The sequence below is a fragment of the uncultured Thermus sp. genome, from assembly GCF_938010445.1.
Classification (GTDB): Bacteria; Deinococcota; Deinococci; order Deinococcales; family Thermaceae; genus Thermus; species Thermus altitudinis.
In genome coordinates, this window is record NZ_CALLUR010000124.1 from 1 (window position 1) to 17,080 (window position 17,080).

General features: G+C 63.1%; 18 protein-coding genes. 12 read left to right on the forward strand and 6 right to left on the reverse strand.

From position 1 onward, the window contains the following. Positions 1–1,035: DUF2867 domain-containing protein (locus Q0693_RS07005; protein ID WP_298630261.1), on the forward strand; the 1,035-nt coding region annotated here is incomplete at its 5' end. On the opposite strand, the gene Q0693_RS07010 is transcribed toward Q0693_RS07005, so the two are convergent. Further along, on the reverse strand, positions 971–1,738 hold the full coding sequence (locus Q0693_RS07010; protein ID WP_298630263.1) for a Brp/Blh family beta-carotene 15,15'-dioxygenase: 768 nt from the start codon (positions 1,736–1,738) through the stop codon (positions 971–973). The two genes, Q0693_RS07005 and Q0693_RS07010, sit on opposite strands and share 65 nt — an antisense overlap. Before the next feature lie 161 nt (positions 1,739–1,899). Here Q0693_RS07010 and Q0693_RS07015 point away from each other — a divergent pair, with 161 nt between their 5' ends. The 5 genes from Q0693_RS07015 (at position 1,900) to uvsE (ending at position 5,288) form a co-directional block, all read left to right on the forward strand. Further along, on the forward strand, positions 1,900–2,679 hold the full coding sequence (locus Q0693_RS07015; protein ID WP_298630265.1) for a bacteriorhodopsin: 780 nt from the start codon (positions 1,900–1,902) through the stop codon (positions 2,677–2,679). A gap of 88 nt (positions 2,680–2,767) precedes the next feature. Further along, positions 2,768–3,391: an SDR family NAD(P)-dependent oxidoreductase gene (locus tag Q0693_RS07020; RefSeq protein ID WP_298630267.1), complete on the forward strand. Its 624-nt coding sequence runs from the start codon at positions 2,768–2,770 to the stop codon at positions 3,389–3,391. A gap of 3 nt (positions 3,392–3,394) precedes the next feature. Continuing rightward, the gene (locus Q0693_RS07025) at positions 3,395–3,889 is read left to right on the forward strand and encodes a flavin reductase (protein ID WP_298630269.1); all 495 of its coding nucleotides are present in this window, start codon (positions 3,395–3,397) and stop codon (positions 3,887–3,889) included. Then, a complete protein-coding gene (locus Q0693_RS07030) occupies positions 3,886–4,395 on the forward strand; it encodes a YceI family protein (protein ID WP_298630271.1) in 510 nt (169 codons plus the stop codon). Before Q0693_RS07025 ends, Q0693_RS07030 begins: the two co-directional genes overlap by 4 nt. Further along, positions 4,392–5,288 (forward strand): UV DNA damage repair endonuclease UvsE, encoded by an 897-nt coding sequence (uvsE, locus tag Q0693_RS07035; protein WP_298630273.1) that lies wholly within the window; start codon positions 4,392–4,394, stop codon positions 5,286–5,288. The genes Q0693_RS07030 and uvsE overlap by 4 nt, the downstream gene beginning before the upstream one ends. On the opposite strand, the gene Q0693_RS07040 is transcribed toward uvsE, so the two are convergent. Both Q0693_RS07040 and Q0693_RS07045 read right to left on the reverse strand, forming a co-directional pair. Further along, positions 5,257–5,892: a response regulator transcription factor gene (locus tag Q0693_RS07040; protein WP_298630275.1), complete on the reverse strand. Its 636-nt coding sequence runs from the start codon at positions 5,890–5,892 to the stop codon at positions 5,257–5,259. The two genes, uvsE and Q0693_RS07040, sit on opposite strands and share 32 nt — an antisense overlap. Then, positions 5,889–7,574 carry a histidine kinase gene (locus tag Q0693_RS07045; RefSeq protein WP_298630277.1) on the reverse strand — a complete coding sequence of 562 codons (1,686 nt, stop codon included), beginning with the start codon at positions 7,572–7,574 and terminating at the stop codon, positions 5,889–5,891. The genes Q0693_RS07040 and Q0693_RS07045 overlap by 4 nt, the downstream gene beginning before the upstream one ends. 385 nt (positions 7,575–7,959) lie before the next feature. Here Q0693_RS07045 and Q0693_RS07050 point away from each other — a divergent pair, with 385 nt between their 5' ends. The 6 genes from Q0693_RS07050 (at position 7,960) to Q0693_RS07075 (ending at position 14,842) form a co-directional block, all read left to right on the forward strand. Continuing rightward, positions 7,960–8,811, forward strand: a complete 852-nt coding sequence (locus tag Q0693_RS07050; protein WP_243029728.1) for a 4Fe-4S dicluster domain-containing protein — start codon at positions 7,960–7,962, stop codon at positions 8,809–8,811. 9 nt (positions 8,812–8,820) lie between these two features. Then, complete coding sequence (locus Q0693_RS07055; RefSeq protein WP_243029726.1) at positions 8,821–12,006, forward strand: molybdopterin-dependent oxidoreductase; 3,186 nt, start codon at positions 8,821–8,823, stop codon at positions 12,004–12,006. A gap of 73 nt (positions 12,007–12,079) precedes the next feature. Beyond that, the gene (locus Q0693_RS07060; RefSeq protein ID WP_243029724.1) at positions 12,080–12,517 is read left to right on the forward strand and encodes a hypothetical protein; all 438 of its coding nucleotides are present in this window, start codon (positions 12,080–12,082) and stop codon (positions 12,515–12,517) included. Positions 12,518–12,526: 9 nt separating this feature from the next. Continuing rightward, positions 12,527–12,970, forward strand: a complete 444-nt coding sequence (locus tag Q0693_RS07065; RefSeq protein WP_243029723.1) for a hypothetical protein — start codon at positions 12,527–12,529, stop codon at positions 12,968–12,970. 15 nt (positions 12,971–12,985) lie between these two features. After that, positions 12,986–13,537, forward strand: a complete 552-nt coding sequence (locus Q0693_RS07070) for a DOMON domain-containing protein (RefSeq protein ID WP_243029721.1) — start codon at positions 12,986–12,988, stop codon at positions 13,535–13,537. A gap of 102 nt (positions 13,538–13,639) precedes the next feature. Further along, the gene (locus Q0693_RS07075) at positions 13,640–14,842 is read left to right on the forward strand and encodes a YeeE/YedE family protein (protein ID WP_298630285.1); all 1,203 of its coding nucleotides are present in this window, start codon (positions 13,640–13,642) and stop codon (positions 14,840–14,842) included. Here the strand turns inward: Q0693_RS07075 and Q0693_RS07080 are convergent. The 3 genes from Q0693_RS07080 to Q0693_RS07090 form a co-directional block, all read right to left on the reverse strand. Beyond that, positions 14,814–15,695 (reverse strand): complex I NDUFA9 subunit family protein, encoded by an 882-nt coding sequence (locus Q0693_RS07080; protein WP_298630287.1) that lies wholly within the window; start codon positions 15,693–15,695, stop codon positions 14,814–14,816. The genes Q0693_RS07075 and Q0693_RS07080 overlap by 29 nt on opposite strands. Next, on the reverse strand, positions 15,696–16,283 hold the full coding sequence (locus Q0693_RS07085; protein ID WP_298630289.1) for a helix-turn-helix domain-containing protein: 588 nt from the start codon (positions 16,281–16,283) through the stop codon (positions 15,696–15,698). Next, positions 16,280–17,080: MerR family transcriptional regulator (locus tag Q0693_RS07090; protein WP_298630291.1), on the reverse strand; the 801-nt coding region annotated here is incomplete at its 5' end. The genes Q0693_RS07085 and Q0693_RS07090, both read right to left, overlap by 4 nt.

The following is a 17,080-nucleotide window of genomic DNA, read 5'->3' on the forward strand; positions in this document are numbered from 1 at the left end:
CGAGCCCACCTCCCCACCACCGAGTTCCGCGCTGGCCCCATCGTGGGTTCGGGTTCTGCCAGCTTTGAGATGGTCCGTTACCTCACGGAGCGCCTCCCGGTGATGGTGGCACCTCGCTGGATTCTGAACCCCGTGTCCCCCATCGCCATACGGGACGTCCTTTCTTATTTGCTCTTGGCCTTAGAGCGGGGACCCCAGGGAGTGGTGGAAGTCGGGGCCCCAGCCCTTAGTTTTAAAGGCATGATGGAAACCTACGCCGAGGTACGGGGCCTTAAACGCCTTATCCTACCCGTGCCCGTACTGGCCCCAAAACTAGCGGCCCTTTGGGTGGGTTTGGTCACCCCGATCCCCAACCGCCTAGCCCTGCCCTTGGTGGAGGGGATTCTGCATCCCTTGGTGGCCGATACCCGAAAGGCCCAAGAAATCTTTCCCGAGGTTAAGCCCCTTTCTTACCGCGAAGCAGTGCAGCTGGCCCTGCGCCGCACGGCGTTGGGGGAGGTAGAAACCCGCTGGTCCGGCGCTCTGCACGGAAAGGAACACCTTTTGGAAGACCGGGAAGGCCTCATCCGGGAAGTTCGCGTCCTTACCACGAAAGCCAGTCCAGAGCTCCTTTTCCGGGTATTTACAGGACTTGGCGGAGAAAGGGGCTGGCTGGTCTGGAACTGGGCTTGGCACCTGAGGGGAGCAGTGGACCGGCTCCTCGGAGGACCTGGCTTACGCCGAGGACGCCGCCATCCCCAGGTTCTTTTACCCGGAGATGCGGTGGACTTCTGGAGGGTAGAGGCCGTGGAACCCCCGCGGCTCCTCCGTCTAAGGGCCGAGATGCGCCTTCCCGGAAGGGCTTGGCTGGAGTGGCAAGCCCTGGGGGAGAGAAATGGAGGCCGCTTGGTCCAAACCGCCTACTTTGAGCCCCATGGCCTTACCGGCTTCCTATACTGGTGGGCTCTTTACCCTATCCATGCCCGCATCTTCAGCGATTTGGCACGGGCGATTGTGCAAGAGGCGGAAACCGTCTCAGCCAAGCCTCCATGGTAAGGGCATGGGGCAGGGTAAGGGCGTAGACCGCCGCCATATAGGCGGCCAGAGGATCCTGGAAACGGGGGTATAGGGCCCAGGCCAAGAGAATCCCCCCTAAGGTGGCCCCATAGACCCCGAGCCACTCCCAACCCCGTACGCCCACCAGACGGAGGCTATCCCAGCTATGCTGGAGGAGGAAGTATCCCGCGAGAAGGGCGTAGGGATGGGCAAAAAAGGCCAGCGCCGCAAGGAGCAAGGTATCGGCCACCTGGGGCCAAGGGGGTCTCTCCCTAAAGGACCATAGGGCCAGGAGGACCCAAAGGACCACGGCCAAAGCCGGGGGAAGGAGGAAACCTCCCGCAAAGGCGTGAAGGAAGGGAAGGATATCCTCGCGGTGAAAGGCAAAGGGGAAAAGGAGCACCGTGCCCGCACGCCAGTAGCCCAGGGGCCCCTTTCCCTCCACCCGCCCCCAGTGGAGGAGAGCCAGGACCAAAAAGGCCACCAAGCCCAGGGGGGGAAAGAGGAGGAGGGACCCAAGGGCTAGCCCGGCAAGGGAGAGATAAAGGGCCAAAAAACCACCGAGGGGCCAGCCCAGCCTAAGGGCCACTAGAATGTCCGCCCCCCCATGGGGAAGGCCAAGCACCAAGGCCGAGGCAAGGAGTAGGCCAAGGGCCCATTCTTCGGGCAGAAAGACCAGGGGGAGGAGCAACCCTGTGCGCATTTTTCACCTCCTCTCCCATTGCACCTCTTCCCAGGAGACAGGGTGTGGGCAGCCAAACAGTTCTTGTACAAGTGTTGTCTAGGGAAAGGTCGGATTAGGGGCAGGGTGCTCTCCTATAAGTGAGACCTCCCGGGTGGGTGGGCCCAGAAAGGAGGAAAAAGATGGTTCAGCCGGATCTCTCTTACGGACAGTACTGGTTGGTCTTCAACACCCTCTCTCTGACCATCGCGGCGATGGGGGCAGCGGCGGTGTTCTTCATCCTGGCCCGAAGCTATGTGGCCCCCAAGTACCACATCGCCCTGTACCTTTCCACCCTGATCTGCCTCATCGCCGGCTACCACTACCTGCGCATCTTTGAGAGCTGGGTAGGAGCTTACCAGTTGGTGGACGGCGTCTACAAGTTCAGCGGAAAGCCCTTCAACGACTTTTACCGCTACGCCGACTGGCTGCTCACGGTACCCCTGCTCCTCCTAGAGCTAATCCTGGTGCTCGGGCTTTCCGCCGCCCGCACCTGGAGCCTGGGGCTTAAGCTGGTGGTGGCCTCCGTGCTCATGCTGGGCCTAGGGTATGTGGGCGAGGTCAACACGGAACCCGGTCCCAGGACCCTCTGGGGAGCCCTCTCCTCCATCCCCTTCTTCTACATCCTCTACGTGCTCTGGGTGGAGCTATCCCAGGCCATCAGGGAAGGGCAGTATGGGCCAAGGACACTGGAGCTTCTCAGCGCCACCCGTTTGGTCCTCCTGATGTCCTGGGGCTTCTACCCCATCGCCTATGCCCTGGGAACCTGGTTGCCGGGCGGGGCAGGCCAGGAGGTGGCCATCCAGGTGGGCTACAGCTTAGCCGACCTTACGGCCAAGCCCATCTACGGCCTTTTGGTCTACGCCATCGCTCGCTCCAAGAGCCTCGAGGAGGGCTTCACAGCCGAGGCCAAGGCGGCCTAGGGTATGGGCCCCATCCACCTGGGAGGGCCCATGGCCCTTTTTTCTTTGGGCCACAGAGGCCTACTTGGAAAGGAGGTAGGGTGGTGCCATGCGCATCCTCATCCTGGGCGCCACGGGCGGGCTGGGTACAGGCCTCGCCCAGGCCCTTCAGGGCCACGAGCTTCTCCTATCGGGCCGGAAGGCCCGGGAACTCCAGGCCTTGGCGGAAAGGGTAGGGGGAAAGGCCTTACCCGCAGACCTTACCGATGAGCTCGAGGCCCAGGCCCTGTTGGCGGAGGCAGGGGAGCTGGACATGCTCCTCCATGCCGTGGGCCTTGCGGCCAGGAGCCCGGTACGCGACACGGGGCGTGACCTCCTTGAGCGCATGCTGCAAACCCATTTCCTCTCCGCTGCCTTCTTGCTAAAACACGCCCGGTTTCGGCAGGGGGGGAGGGCGGTGTTCTTCGGCGCCTATCCCACCTACGTCCAGGTGCCTGGCTTTGCCGCCTACGCCGCCGCCAAAGGGGCTTTGGAGTGGTATCTGGAAGCGGCGCGAAAGGAGCTCAGACGGGAAGGGGTGCGGCTGGTCTTGGTCCGGCTTCCCGCGGTGGCCACAGGGCTTTGGGCTCCCCTGGGAGGTCCGCCCAAGGGGGCCCTTACCCCAGAGGAGGCCGCCCAAAAAGTGGTGGAAGGGGTGCTGAGGGAGCCACCCCCCGAGGTTCTGGAGGTATAGCCCATGGCCACCTATCGCGCCTTCTTCTACCCCATGCGGCTGGCCCTCCTTTGCGTGGGGGAGAACTTCATGCCCCTGGCCTGGTGGACCCCTGTTTCCAAGAAACCCTTCCGCATCCTCTTTGCCATGGACCGGGGAAACCACACCCTAACCCTCCTGAGGGAACTGGGGGAAGCGGCCCTTTCCTTCCTCCCTTGGGAGGAGCGGGAATGGGTGGTGCGATCCGGCTACCTTTCCGGCCGCAAGGTACGAAAGGCGGAAAGGCTTGGGGTAGCCTTACGCAAGGCCAGGAACCTGGCCCACACCTGGGTGCCGGAAAAAGCCTTGGCCACCTTTGAGCTGCAGGTGGCGGAATGGCCCCTGGAAGGGGATCACGCCCTCTTCCTAGGGGACGTGGTCCACGTGGAGGGTAGCCCCAGGGCCAAGCAGAGGCCCATCCTCTTCCTAGGGTTTCGGGACTACGCCACCTTAGGGGAAACCTGGAGGTTCAGGCCATGAGGCGGCTTATTCCCTTTCTCCTCCCCCTTCTCACCCTGGCCCAGGCCCCCTACCAGGTCACGGGGGAGGTTCGCTACCGGGGATACTACCCTTTGGGAAGTTGGGAAGGGAAAAACCCCACGGCCCGGGGCGTGGTGCTTTGGGATGGGGATAAGGCCTCAGGCCAGGTCTGCCTGGAACAGAAGGCCTGGGATTCCGGCAATGGGGAGAGGGACAAGAAGGCCAAGGAAATCCTCAAGGCGGAGGCTTTTCCCCAGGCCTGCCTCTACCCAAAACGGGCTTACTATCAAGGAGCGCGCTTCCTCGTGGAAGGGGACTTGGAAATGGCCGGCAGGAGGCTTCCCGTGCGCCTGGAGGGGGTGCTGGAGGGAAGCCCTGAGAACGGGACCTTCCGCGGAGGTTTTCGCACCCGCTTCTCCGAGTGGGGGTTGGAAAGGCCCCGTCTTCTCTTCCTGGAGGTCCGGGACGAGGTGGAAGTCTCCTTGCAAGCCCAGGTAAGGCGATGATAGGCCTCGGCTACCCTTGCGAGAACCTAACCCTCAGGGCCAGCACCAACCACACCCTGCGCCTGGCCTCCTTGGAGGAAGCCCAGGTACGGACCAAGGTGGCGGCGAACCTAAAGGACCTAGAGAGGATTCTGCGCTGGAACCACCAAGAGGGCTTCCGCCTGTTCCGCATAGGACAGCACCTCATCCCCTTCGCCTCCCATCCTCGCTTTCCCTACGACTGGGAAAGGGTTCATGGGGAGGAGCTCGCCCGGCTGGGAAGCTTGGCCAAGGCCCTAGTCCAGCGCCTTTCCCTGCACCCTGGCCAGTACGTGAATCCCGGAAGTCCAAGCCCCGAGGTGGTGGCCCGCTCCTTGGCGGAACTCCGCTACTCGGCCAAGGTCCTAGACCTCCTCCAGGCCCAAGACGGGGTACTGGTCCTCCACCTAGGCGGAGCCTATGGGGACCCTGAGGCCACCTTGCGCCGCTTTGTGGAGAACCTCAAGGGGGAAAGCGAGGTCCTCCGCTTCCTGGCCTTGGAGAACGACGAGCGCCTTTGGAGCGTGGAGGACGTCCTGAGGGCGGCCGAGGCCCTGGGGGTACCGGTGGTGGTGGACACCCTGCACCACGCCCTAAATCCGGGGCAGCTTTCCCTGGAGGAGGGGCTGAGGCTAGCCTTCGCCACCTGGAAGGGGACGCCCAAGGTTCACCTCTCCAGCCAGGACCCCCAAAGGCGCCCGGGGGCCCACGCCTTTCAGGTGCAGGAGGAGGACTGGCAAAGGCTCCTCCAAGTCCTTCCCCGGCCCGCCCACGTGATGGTGGAGGCCAAGGGCAAGGAGAAGGGTCTGCCCCCTGGGGCCCTGGCCCTCCTCCGGGCCACCCCTATGCCGGGCCCCGTAACCAACCCCTTTTGACCGCATACCGTAGGAGGTCGCTTCGGCTTTTCAGCCCCAGCTTCTCCATGCCTCGCTCTCGGTAGGTGGCCACGGTTTTCTCTGAGATGCCGAGTTGCTCCGCTACCTCTTTATGGGAAAGCCCCTGGGCCAGGAGGCGGAGCACCTCCTCCTCTCGGGGAGAAAGGGCTCCCTCCTCCTCCTCCTTCCGCACCATCTCCATGGCCAGGCGCATGGCCAGGCTGGGGTTAAGGTACCGCTCCCCCCGGGCCACGGCCAACACGGCATCCAAAAGCTCCTTATCTACCGCCGCCTTGCTCACATACCCGTAGCCCCCCGCCTGTAGGAATCCCCGCACATACTCCAGGTCCTCGTGCATGGAAAGAGCGAGAAGCTTGAGCTGGGGCAAACGTTGATGCATCGTTCTGCAGAGCTCAATGCCCGTGCAGTCGGGAAGGGAGACATCCAAAATGGCCACATCCGCCTCCACCCTTTCCAAAAGGGCCAAAGCTTCTTGTCCCGTACTGGCCTCCCCCACTACACGGATGGGCCCTCGAGCCTCCAAAAGATGGCGGATGCCTGAACGCACCAGCGCGTGGTCCTCCACCAGCACCACCCGGATCACGCCGCCACCTCCAAGGGAAGCCGTACCTGGATGCGGGTACCCTCCCCGGGGGCGCTTTCCAGAATCAGCCTACCCCCCACCAGCTCCACCCGCTCCCGCATGCCCAGTAGGCCCTGATGACCGAGGCCCACCGCCTTGGGGTCAAAACCCTTCCCCTCATCCTCTACAAACACCCGGACCTCCCCGCCCATTTCCAACACCCCCACCGCCGCCTTGGGGCTTCCAGAGTGGCGGGCCACGTTGGTGAGGGCCTCCTGCACCACCCGGTAGATGACGATCTCCAGCTCCTGGGATAAGGGCCTACGCAAGTGGAAGGAAAGGTCCACCTCAATACCCGTGCGCTCGCTAAACTCCCGGACATACCGGCGCAAGGCTGCCTCGAGGCCCAGGTGGTCCAAAACGCTGGGCCTGAGGTCCAGGGCCAGCCGCCGCACCTCAGCCAGAGTATAACGGGCCAGCTCCTTTAAAGCCGATGCCTTTTCCCCCGCGAGCCCCTCCAGGCCCAGGATAATCCCCGTCAGGGCCTGGCCCACCTCGTCGTGCAGTTCCCGGGCGATACGCTTCCGCTCCTCCTCCTGGGTTCTCAGCCAGGCCCGCAAAAGCTCAGCCCGCTGCCTATCCTTCTCCTCCAAAAGCTCATACAGGCGGGCATTCTCCAAAGCGGTGGCAAGGGGACCCGAAAGGGCAGTCAGAAGACCCTGCAGCCAAGGCTCCACCTGGGGGCTTCCATAGAGGATCAACGCTCCTCTGGGAGGCACCGGCACCGCCAAAGCGCCCTTTGTACCCACCACCTGCCCCCGCCGCAAGGCCTCCTCCGCCAAACCCCCGGCCTCGCCCGCGGGGCAGGCCTCCGGGCGGCCCCGGCTCCTCAGCACCCTCCCCTCCAGCCAAAACTCCCCGCAGGTGAAGGCCAACTCCCGCACCAAAAGGGAAAGGACCCGGTCCACCAGCTCCTCCACCCGAAGGGCATGGCTTTCCGCCAGGATCCGGTTGAGGAGGGTGAGTTCCCGTTGCCGCCTTTTTACCTCCTCAACCATACGGTTCAAGGCCCGGCCCAGAAGGCCCAGTTCCCCCTTGGGCTCAGGAAAACGGACCCACTCCCCCTGGCCCAAACGGGCCGCGCCTTCCGCCATCTGGTAAAGGGGCTCGAGGGTCCGGGTGAGGAGGAAGTACCCCAGGCCCACCCCCAGGCCCACCGCCCATAAAAGACCAAAAAAGCCCGTCCGCACAACCCGCCCCACCTGCTCCCACAAGGGAGCCTGGTACAACCCCAGGCGCACCCAACCGGCCTCACCCCCCTGGACAGGAGCCTCCGATTGATAGACCACCTCCCCCCCTAACCTCAATACCCCTTCACCGCCCACTTGGGCCAAGGCTTCGGGAACCCCATCCTTAAAGGTGTGGGCCACCACCCTTCCCTGAGAGTCCAGGACATAGGCGTAAGCGAAACCTGGGTACTGCTCCTGGAGAAAGTGGAGCCTTTTCTGAACCTCGAGGGCGTCACCTTGCAGCAGAACGTCTGTTATCAAGGTGGCCAGATTCCAGGCCCCGAGGCGCACCTCCTGGCGAAGCGCCTTCTCTCCTTCGGCATACAGGAAAGCCCCTCCCCCCAGGATGAGAACCCCCCCGGTGGCCGTGGCGGCCAAGAGCACAGTGAGTAGGAGCTGAACGCTAAGCCTCATGGCAAAACCCCTTTGGCCCTTGGGTTTACGGCTCGGTTGCGACGGGCCTCCACCTTGTAAAAACCCGTAAGGCCCAAAGCCCGATCCCAACCCTGCGGGAAAACCCGGTACGGCTCTGATTGCGTAGGTGACCGCATCCCCGCCACCGCCCCGCCCGCCTCCGCCTCCTGAAGGTTAAGGGTATGAGGCCAGGTTCGGGGGCCCGTGCAACCCAACAGGAAACAAGCCCGAACCAGGCTGGCCTCACTACTCCCAAGATAGTGGGCGCCCGGGAGTATAGATGTCCCCAGGACTGTCGGAAACCCACCCGACAGAGTTGTCCGTCCATACCCCGCTACCTGGCCCAACTCATCCGCCTTAGCGTAAGGGCGAGAGGAGGTGGAGGATGGATAAGGAAATGCGAGCAGGACCGGACGCTTCCCTGGAGCGGCGGCGTTTTTTGGCCAAGATGGCCAGCGCTGTCTTCGCCTCCATGGTGGCACCCGGCCTAGCCCAAGGTCTTCCCCAGGCCCCAACCACACCCCTTACACCCGAAGAGGAGGACGTCCTTCTTCGCATGCAAAAGGAGCTGGAGCGGGCCCTCAAAAACCCCAACCGCCGCTGGGGGATGGTTATAGACCTGCGGAAATGCGTGGGCTGCCACGCCTGCACGGTGAGCTGTATGGCAGAAAACCGCTTGCCGCCAGGGGTGGTCTACCGGCCAGTGAGCGAGGAAGAGATCGGCACCTTCCCCAACGTCACCTACCGCTTTGTGCCCCAACCTTGCATGCAGTGCGATGAGCCCCCTTGCGTTCCCGCATGCCCCTACAACGCCACCTGGAAGCGGAAGGACGGCATCGTGGAGATCGATTATGAGCTTTGCGTAGGGTGCGAAAAATGCATCCCCGCCTGCCCATACGACTCCCGCCATAAGGACGACGGTTACTATTGGACGGAAAACACCCCGGGCCAAGGCCAGATGCCCTACGAGGAGCTACCCGTATACGAGTGGGGGAAGAAGGTCAACCGGGATGACGAGGCCGGCCCCATGGACAAGGTGCGCAAGTGCCACTTCTGCCTGCACCGCATCGAGCGGGGCCTTCTACCCCAGTGCGTGGTCACGTGTATCGGCCGGGCCACCTACTTTGGGGACCTCGAGGACCCTTCCTCCTTGGTCTCCGAACTTATCAGAAAACCCAACGTGATGCGCCTAAAGGAAGAAGCGGGCACCAAACCCCGCGTCTACTACCTGGTTTAGGAGGTGAGCATGGAAAAGCTTTCCCGGCGCGAGCTTTTGAAACTTTCCAGCGCAGGCGCCCTGCTGGGACCTGTGGGCCTGGCGCTGCAGGAGCAAAGCGCCCAAGGCATGGAGGCCTACGAGATCCAACTTCCAGAAAACACCATCTACTCTACCTGCCTCCAGTGCAACACCGGCTGCCCCATCAAGGTGAAGCTCTACGAGGGCGTGGCCAGCAAGATTGACGGCAACCCCCTCTCCCCTTGGACCTTCCGCCCCCATCTGCCCCTCAACACCGATATCCACACCCTGGCCAAGGTGGATGGAGCCCTCTGCCCCAAGGGCCAGGCAGGCATCCAAACCACCTACGATCCTTACCGGATCCGCAAGGTGCTCAAACGGGCAGGCCCCAGGGGAAGCGGCAAGTGGGAAGAGATTCCCTTCCACCAAGCGGTTAAGGAAATCGTGGAAGGTGGGAAACTTTTTGCCCACCTGGGGGATGACCGGGTCTACCCTGGCCTTAAGGACCTCTGGGCCCTCAGGGACCCGGAGATCATGAAGCAGATGGCCCAGGCGGTGAGGGCCATTTGGGCGGAAAAGGATCGGGAGAAGAAGAAGGCCCTGGTGGAGAAGTTCAAGGAGGACTTCAAGGAGCATCTCCACACCCTCATTGACCCCGATCACCCCGACCTCGGCCCCAAGAACAACCAGGTGGTCTTCGCCTGGGGCCGGCTCAAGGCAGGCCGCTCGGACTTCATCCGCTGGTTCTTCTCGCAAAGCTTCGGTACCGTAAACCTCCACGGCCACACCACCGTCTGCCAGGGCTCCTTGTACTTCACCGGCAAGGCCATGAGCGAACAACCCACCTTTGATACCACCGGGAAGCTTTCCTGGTCGGGTGGGGCCAAGTTCTACTGGCAGGCGGACCTGTCCAAGGCCCGCTTCGTGGTGTTCGTGGGAGCCAACGTCTTTGAGGGAAACTATGGCCCTCCCCTAAGGGTGGGCTGGATCACGGAACGGACCAGCAAGGGGGAACTGGAATACGCCATCGTGGACCCGTGGGCGCAAAAGGCGGTAAAGGGTGCCAGCCGCTGGATCGCACCTAAACCCGGGCACGACGCCGCCATCGCCATGGGGGTGATCCGGCTCCTGATGGAGTGGGGCAAGATAGACCGCAAGTTCCTCTCCGCTGCCAATAGGGCCGCGGCCAAGGCCATGGGTGAAAGCAGCTGGACCAACGCCACCTGGCTGGTGAAACTCAAAGACGGCAAGCCAGAAAGGCTTCTTAGGGCCAGCGACCTGGGCCTTGCCAAGCCTAAGGCCAAGGTGGGGGATAAGGAGGTGGAGCTGGACGCTCCTGTGGTCCTGCAGGAGGGCCGGCCCGTGGCCTTCAACCCCAACGACGAGGGCCAGCCGGTCTTTGGCGACCTCTGGGTGAACACCACCTTGAACGGCATTCCGGTGAAGAGCGCCCTCGAGCTGATCAAAGAGGAAGCCTTCCGCCACCAGGTGAGGACCTGGGCAGCCTTCGCCGGGGTACAGGAGGAGGACATCCGCTTCCTGGCAGAAAAACTTGCCCAATATGGCAAGAAGGCCGTAGTGGACGTCCACCGAGGGGCCAGCCAGCACACCAACGGCTTCTACAACGCCCTGGCTTGGTTCACGGTGAACGCCCTCCTGGGCAACATCGACCACCAAGGCGGGTTTGTCCAGGCCAGCACCTACGACATCACCGGGGGCAGGGCGGGCGGTCCCTTCCCCATGGGCAAGCTTCATCCCAAGCCCCTCTCTCCCTTTGGCATTAGCCTCATCCGCCATGAGGTCAAGTATGAGGACACCACCCTCTTTGCGGGCTTCCCCGCCAAGCGGCCCTGGTATCCCCATGCCTCCGACGTCTACCAGGAAATCCTGCCCTCCGCAGCCCAAGGCTACCCCTATCCGGTGAAGATCCTCTTCCACTACATGGGCTCTCCCGCCTACGCCCTCCCCGGGGGTAGCGAGCAAATCCAGGCCATGCTGGACCCGGACAAGATCCCCCTCATCGTGGCCTTTGACATCGTGGTGGGGGACACCTACCTCTTCGCCGACTACATCATCCCCGACCTCTCCTACCTGGAACGCTGGGAGTTCCACGGGAGCCACCCCTCCATCATCTGGAAGGTGCAGCCCGTGCGGCAGCCCGCCATCGCCCCCATTCCCGAGGAAGTGGAAGTCTTCGGGGAAAAGATGCCCATCTCCCTGGAAAGCTTCCTCATGGCCTTGGCGGAGCACCTAGGCTTGCCCGGTTTCGGGGAAAAGGGGTTCGCCAATGGCATGCCCTTCACCCACCCCGACCACTTCTACCTGAAGCTGGCCGCTAATCTGGCCTTTGGGGAGAAAGCGGATGGGTCCGATGCCCTTCCTGAGGCCAGTGAGGAGGAGCTCGAGGTCTTCCGCCAAGCCCGCCGCCACCTTCCCCCCACGGTCTTTGCTGAGGAACGCTGGCGCAAGGCCATCGGCGACGAGAGCCTCTTCCGCCGCACCGTCTACCTCCTGAACCGGGGCGGGCGCTTCCAGGAGTTCCACAAGGCCTACGCCCCAGGGGACCTGGTGGCCAACCGTTACGGAAAGCAGGTCAACCTCTTCCTGGAAAAGCAGGCCCTATCCCTCCACCCCATGACGGGGAAGCCCTACTGGCCCTTGCCCGCTTACTTCCTCCCCTACCAGGATGTCTTGGGCAACCAGCTCCGCGACCCTGGATATGGCCTGACCCTCCTCACCCACAGGAACATCCTCCAGACCAAGAGCCGTACCATCAGCAACTACTGGCTCCTGGCCATCAAACCCGAGAACGAGATCCTGGTCAACGCCCAGGATGCGGCACGCCTTGGCCTACGGGATGGCCAGTTGGTCAAGGTGGTCTCCGCCACCAACCCTAAAGGGGAATGGGATCTGGGGCCTTTCGGCAAGAAGCCTATGGTGGGGAAGGTCAAGGTGGTGCAGGGGCTTAGGCCCGGTTGCGTGGCCTTCCCCTTAGGCTTTGGCCACTGGGCGTATGGCGCCAGCGACATCGTGATCAACGGCCAGGTGGTGAAAGGAGACCCCAGGCGGGCCAAGGGCATTCACGCCAACGCCGCCATGCGCCTGGACCCCTACCTCAAGGACATGGCCCTCACCGACGTGGTGGGAGGGAGCGTGGTCTTCTACGAAACGCGGGTTAACCTGATTCCCGTCTAGGAATGTCCCCCGGGGTTGCTCCCGGGGGACATCCTTCCTGGGCCACTTAGGATAACCTTTAAGGAGGTGAAGGATGATACCCGCCTTTAGAAGCGCAAACACCACAACCCAATGGGCTTTGGAGTTCATCCGCCTGGTCATGCTCCTCCTATGCCTGGTGGGATGGGTGATGTATCCGGTGGAGCTTCTGCTTCTGGACCACTGGACGGAAAGTTGGCAGAGCAAGATCCCTTTCTTTGTCGCTATCCCCGGCTTTGTCTTCACCCTGTGGATGCTCTTTGACCGTAGTACTCCCTGGGTGCGCTGGGCCTTCATCCTTACCATGTGGGCCTCGGTGTTCACAGGGGTCTTGGGGGCCTACTTTCACCTGCTTTGGAACTTTGAAGGCGAGGTGGCTTGGAACTTTGAAGCCGCCATGCAAGCTATGGCAGGAAGCCGCCCGGTGCTGGCGGCCATGGCCTTCACCCATATGGGGGTGACCGGGCTTCTGGCCATCTACCGGGCCAGGTAGGAGGGGGATATGGTAGAAGCCTTGATCAAAGCCAAAACCGAGGAGGAAAGGCTTCTGGAGTTTCTTCGCTCCGCCTTTCTTCTCATCGCCATGGTGGGTTTTGTCTTCTACGGCATGGAGCACTGGGTTTTGGACCACTGGACGGATAGCTGGCAGAGCCGAATTCCCTTCTTTGTTTCCCTGGTGGGATTTCCCCTGACCCTTCTCATGTTCCTCCACCGGGGCAAGTGGGTGCGCTATCCCTTCCTGCTTTGGATGCTGGTGAGCGTGCTCACCGGGGCCGTAGGGGCTTACTACCACCTGGTTTGGAACGCCCAGGATGCCGAGGTAAGCCTCTGGAGCCTTTCCGGTTTCCTCGAGGCCTTCAAGGGAAGCCGGCCGGTTTTAGCAGCTTTGGCCCATACCCACGTGGGCGCGGTAGCCTTCGTGGTGGGGATCACCATAAAGGACTAAGGAGGTGATGGGAAGATGAGACGATGGATCTGGCTTTTGGTGTTGGCCCTAGGCGTGGCGGGAGCCCAGGCTCCCAAGGTGGATGGAAGGATTGCAAGCGGGGAGTACGCCAAAACCTATAAGCACGAGAAAAGCGGCATTACCCTCTACTGGAGCGTCGTAGGGGATACCCTCTACCTGGCCCTCGAGGGCAAGAGCAAGGGCTGGATTGGCATCGGCTTCTTGTCGGAAAAGACCGACAAGAAGAAGGGGGGCGACCAATACATTTTCTACATGGACGGGGGCAAGCTGGTGGCCCTGGATATGTACCAGACCAAGCGGACAGGAGCCCCTGTGGCCGACGAAAAAGAGGGCGGTAAAAACTCCATCTTGGCCGCTGCGGCCACCTATGAGAACGATACCTGGGTGGTGGAGTTCAGCCGCAAGCTGAAGACTGGAGAGGCCACGGACGTGGAGATCGTACCCGGCAGGAAGATGTTGGTCATGTTGGCCTATGCCGGGAAGATGGACCCCAAGGAGGAGCACAAGAAGACGGAGCGCTGGTACCTGGAGGACTTCGCCTTCTAAGGGCTTCCGTGTTGCGGGCCTGGAAGAGGATTCCAGGCCCCTTACGTTTGGCCCGGATCATATACCCTTGACTTTTATAGGCTCATGGGTACCATGAATAGCATGAACCGCACCCAACCCACCCAACCCCTGTACCTGGGCCTTTTTCTCCTACCCGCCCTAGGCCTTTCCTACGCCGTTTGGCTGGCCTCCGGCTCTAGGCTGGTCCTGGCCTTCTGGGTAGCCATTCTCCTAGGCCTAGCCCTCTTCCACGCCAAGTTCGGCTTCGCCTCGGGGTTCCGCCGCTTCCTCCTCACAGGGGAAAGCAGGTTATTACGGGCCCACTTCCTCCTCTTTGCCCTCACAAGCCTCCTCTTCTTCCCCTTCCTGGTTCGGGGGGAGGCCTTTGGCCAGGCGGTACAGGGCTTCCTGGTACCCTTGGGGGTGGCCCTGGCGGTGGGGGCCTTTCTCTTTGGTATCGGTATGCAGTTGGGGGATGGCTGCGCCTCCGGTACCCTCTACCACACGGGAAGCGGGGACACGCGTGGCATCTTGGTTCTCCTGGGCTTTATGGTGGGCTCTTTGCTGGGGGTCTACCTGCTTCCCTACTGGCAGGCCCTGCCCGCCTGGAACCCAGGTAGCGCCCTCACCTGGTTTCCCTCCCCCTACATGGGCCTTTTCCTCTGGATCGGCCTTTTGGCCTTCCTCTACCTCCTGGTTTCCTGGGTGGAAAAAAGGCGCACGGGCCAGGTGGTACCCCTTTGGCAGAGGGAAGCCACCCACCCCCTCTTCGGCCCCTGGAGCCTGGTGGGGGGTGCGGCGGTTCTAGCCCTGGGGAGCCTCCTCATCCTCCTCCTTTTGGGCCGACCCTGGGGGGTAACGGCGGCCTTCGCCCTTTGGGGGGGAAAGCTCGCCCAAGGATTGGGTATACCGGTTCTGGACTGGGCCCTTTTCCACAACCCGGCCTTCGCCGAGAAGCTCCAGCAGAGCATCCTTCAGGACCCCACCAGCGTCACCAACTTCGGGATCTTCCTGGGGGCTTTCCTGGGAGCGGCCTTGGGTGGAACCTTTAGGCTTCGGGACCTTCGCCAGGTGCCCTGGACCACCCACCTGGGGGTCTTCCTGGGCGGGGTACTTATGGGCTACGGGGCCCGGCTGGCCGGGGGTTGCAACATCGGGGCCTACCTGGGGGGCACGGCCTCCTTCAGCCTCCACGGTCCCCTCTGGGGCCTCTTCGCCCTCCTGGGCACGGCCCTTGGGGTACGGATACGCCCCGCCTGCCGCTTGGAAAACGAGGCTAGGAGGGAAGGGCTCCCGAGCACCTGAGGTAGGTGGGTAAGACCTCCTCCAGGGCCTTAGGGGCCGGAAGGAGGTCCCTTAAGGCCTCAGGAAAGGGGGCGGTGTTCCCCTCCTTCAGCATCAGGTACTGGTCCCGGGTGAGGGGGGCAAAAGGCAGGCGGGATAGAAGGGGTACGGCTAGGTCCGTAAGCCACAGGGGTACGGAAAGGAAGGGCTTTTTCCGCCCCAGAATCCCCTGGCAAAGCTCCAGGAGCTCGCGGAAGGTGTACTCCTTCGGCCCCACCAGGTCAAAGGTGCCCTCGAGGCCCCTTTCCAAGGCCTGGGCGAAGGCCTCGGCCACATCCCCCACGTACACGGGGCGGAAGGGGAAGCGGCCATCCCCAATCAGGGGCACAAAGGGCCAGGGCCCACAGATGAGGCCCCTAAGCACCTGGCCGAAGAACTCATCCCCTGGACCGAAGATCAGGCTCGGGCGGAAGATGGCGTAGCTTAGGCCGCTTTCCCGCACCAGCTCCTCCGCCTCGGCCTTGGTTTCGTAGTAGCGGCTACCCGTCCCCCGCCTGGCCCCTAGGGCCGACATGTGGAGAACCCGCTTCACCCCAGCTCGCTCTAGACCTTGCAGGAGGTTCCTTACCCCCTCCACATGAACCTGGTGGAAGGTCTGGCCCCTTTCCCGGATGATCCCCGCCAGGTAGATGCCGGCCTCCACCCCTCCCAGGTCCGGCACCTCCCGGGTGATGTCCCCCGGGAGGTGGACCGCCCCCGGGGGAAGGTGCCGGGGGGTGCGGGAGAGGACCAGGGGGGTATGGCCCCTTTGCAGGAGGAGGGCCACCAGGTGGCGGCCCACAAACCCTGTACCCCCCACCACCAGGACCCGCATCTAGGCCGCCTCGAGGACCCCCTGGGCCTCCCTTTCCAGGGCCTGCAGGTTTAGGAGGTAGACCTTGCGATACGCGGTGGTGATGAGCCCCTCGTGCCGCAGGTCCGAGAGGATCTTGGAAACGGACTCCCGCGTGGAGGCGGTGGCATCGGCGATCTCCTCGTGGGAAACGGTCACGTACAGACCGTGCTCATCGCGGAAGGAGGCCGGGGTATCCGCCAAAAAGAGAAGGTAGCGGGCAATGCGGGCCCTGAGCTCCCCCGACTGTAGGTGGGCCTCGTAGGCCTGTACCCGCCGCATCTGCCGGGCCAGGTTGCGGGCTACTTGGTGGAGGGCCTCGTGGTTCATCCCCTTGGGATCCAACCCCTCCACCACGGCCTCCGTCATGGCCTCCGCGGCGTACCGGTAACGCTTGCCTTCCAGGGCCTCCTCGCCAAAGTAGTCCCCGGGAAGGACGTGCCGCAAGGTGAGGGTGCGCCCATCGGGAAGAAGCTCCACAATGCGCACCAGCCCCGACTGCAGACGGTACAGGGTGTCCGCCCGATCCCCGGCCAAAAACACCGTCTCCTTACGATTGAACCGCTTCATGCTGCCTCCTCCAACACCTGGGGCAAGGCCTCCAGGTCCTGCACATACCGGGCTCCCAGCCGTCCAGCCTCCTCGGGATTCGCTCCCGGCCCGCCCAGCAAAACCAGGGGGGCCAAATCCTCGAGGGCTCCCTCGGGAAGGGACTTAAGGGTCTCCGGAAGCAGGCACGAAAGCACCACCGCCTGCGCCCTAAGCTCTTGCGCCAGACCCTTGAGGTCAGGGAGGGGGGTATCGGGCCCCAAGTACAGGGCGGGAAATCCCCGCCGCCTGAGGTGGTAGGCCGCCAACATGGCCCCCAGCTCGTGCCGCTCCCCCGGGGGCGTGGTGACCAAAAGGGGTGCGCCCCGGGGATACCCCGCCAGGTCCAAAAGCTCCTGGAGCCTAGAGCGGAGGAACTGGGTGGCCAGGTGCTCCTGGGCCACGTTCACCTCCCCCCGGTGCCAACCCTCCCCCACCTCCTTAGGCACGGGCACCAGGAAGTCCCTCAAGGCCCCTTCTGGCCCCAGGAGCTTAACTCCCCGGCGGAAAAGGGCCTCGGCCCAGGAGAGGTCCGCCTGCAAAAGGGCGTGGAGGAGCTCCTGGGGAAGCCCCTCAGGTCTGGACTCCTGGGCCAGGTAGCGCCGGATGGCCGCCTGGGGGGAGGCCCCCTCCTCCAGCCAGCGGCGGATCAGCAAAAGGGCCTCCACCTCCTCTGGCCGGTACAGGCGGTGGCCGCCCGGGGTCCTTTCCGGCTTGGGGAAGCCGTACCGCCTCTCCCACTGCCGCAGCACCTCGGCGGAAAGGCCAGTCATGGCTTC

Excerpts from the sequence above, each read along its gene's own strand:
- Q0693_RS07010 (WP_298630263.1), bottom strand. The coding sequence starts at position 1,738 with ATGCGCACAGGGTTGCTCCTCCCCCTGGTCTTTCTGCCCGAAGAATGG.
- Q0693_RS07015 (WP_298630265.1), top strand. The coding sequence starts at position 1,900 with ATGGTTCAGCCGGATCTCTCTTACGGACAGTACTGGTTGGTCTTCAAC.
- Q0693_RS07020 (WP_298630267.1), top strand. The coding sequence starts at position 2,768 with ATGCGCATCCTCATCCTGGGCGCCACGGGCGGGCTGGGTACAGGCCTC.
- Q0693_RS07025 (WP_298630269.1), top strand. The coding sequence starts at position 3,395 with ATGGCCACCTATCGCGCCTTCTTCTACCCCATGCGGCTGGCCCTCCTT.
- Q0693_RS07030 (WP_298630271.1), top strand. The coding sequence starts at position 3,886 with ATGAGGCGGCTTATTCCCTTTCTCCTCCCCCTTCTCACCCTGGCCCAG.
- uvsE (WP_298630273.1), top strand. The coding sequence starts at position 4,392 with ATGATAGGCCTCGGCTACCCTTGCGAGAACCTAACCCTCAGGGCCAGC.
- Q0693_RS07045 (WP_298630277.1), bottom strand. The coding sequence starts at position 7,574 with ATGAGGCTTAGCGTTCAGCTCCTACTCACTGTGCTCTTGGCCGCCACG.
- Q0693_RS07050 (WP_243029728.1), top strand. The coding sequence starts at position 7,960 with ATGGATAAGGAAATGCGAGCAGGACCGGACGCTTCCCTGGAGCGGCGG.
- Q0693_RS07055 (WP_243029726.1), top strand. The coding sequence starts at position 8,821 with ATGGAAAAGCTTTCCCGGCGCGAGCTTTTGAAACTTTCCAGCGCAGGC.
- Q0693_RS07060 (WP_243029724.1), top strand. The coding sequence starts at position 12,080 with ATGATACCCGCCTTTAGAAGCGCAAACACCACAACCCAATGGGCTTTG.
- Q0693_RS07065 (WP_243029723.1), top strand. The coding sequence starts at position 12,527 with ATGGTAGAAGCCTTGATCAAAGCCAAAACCGAGGAGGAAAGGCTTCTG.
- Q0693_RS07070 (WP_243029721.1), top strand. The coding sequence starts at position 12,986 with ATGAGACGATGGATCTGGCTTTTGGTGTTGGCCCTAGGCGTGGCGGGA.
- Q0693_RS07075 (WP_298630285.1), top strand. The coding sequence starts at position 13,640 with ATGAACCGCACCCAACCCACCCAACCCCTGTACCTGGGCCTTTTTCTC.
- Q0693_RS07080 (WP_298630287.1), bottom strand. The coding sequence starts at position 15,695 with ATGCGGGTCCTGGTGGTGGGGGGTACAGGGTTTGTGGGCCGCCACCTG.
- Q0693_RS07085 (WP_298630289.1), bottom strand. The coding sequence starts at position 16,283 with ATGAAGCGGTTCAATCGTAAGGAGACGGTGTTTTTGGCCGGGGATCGG.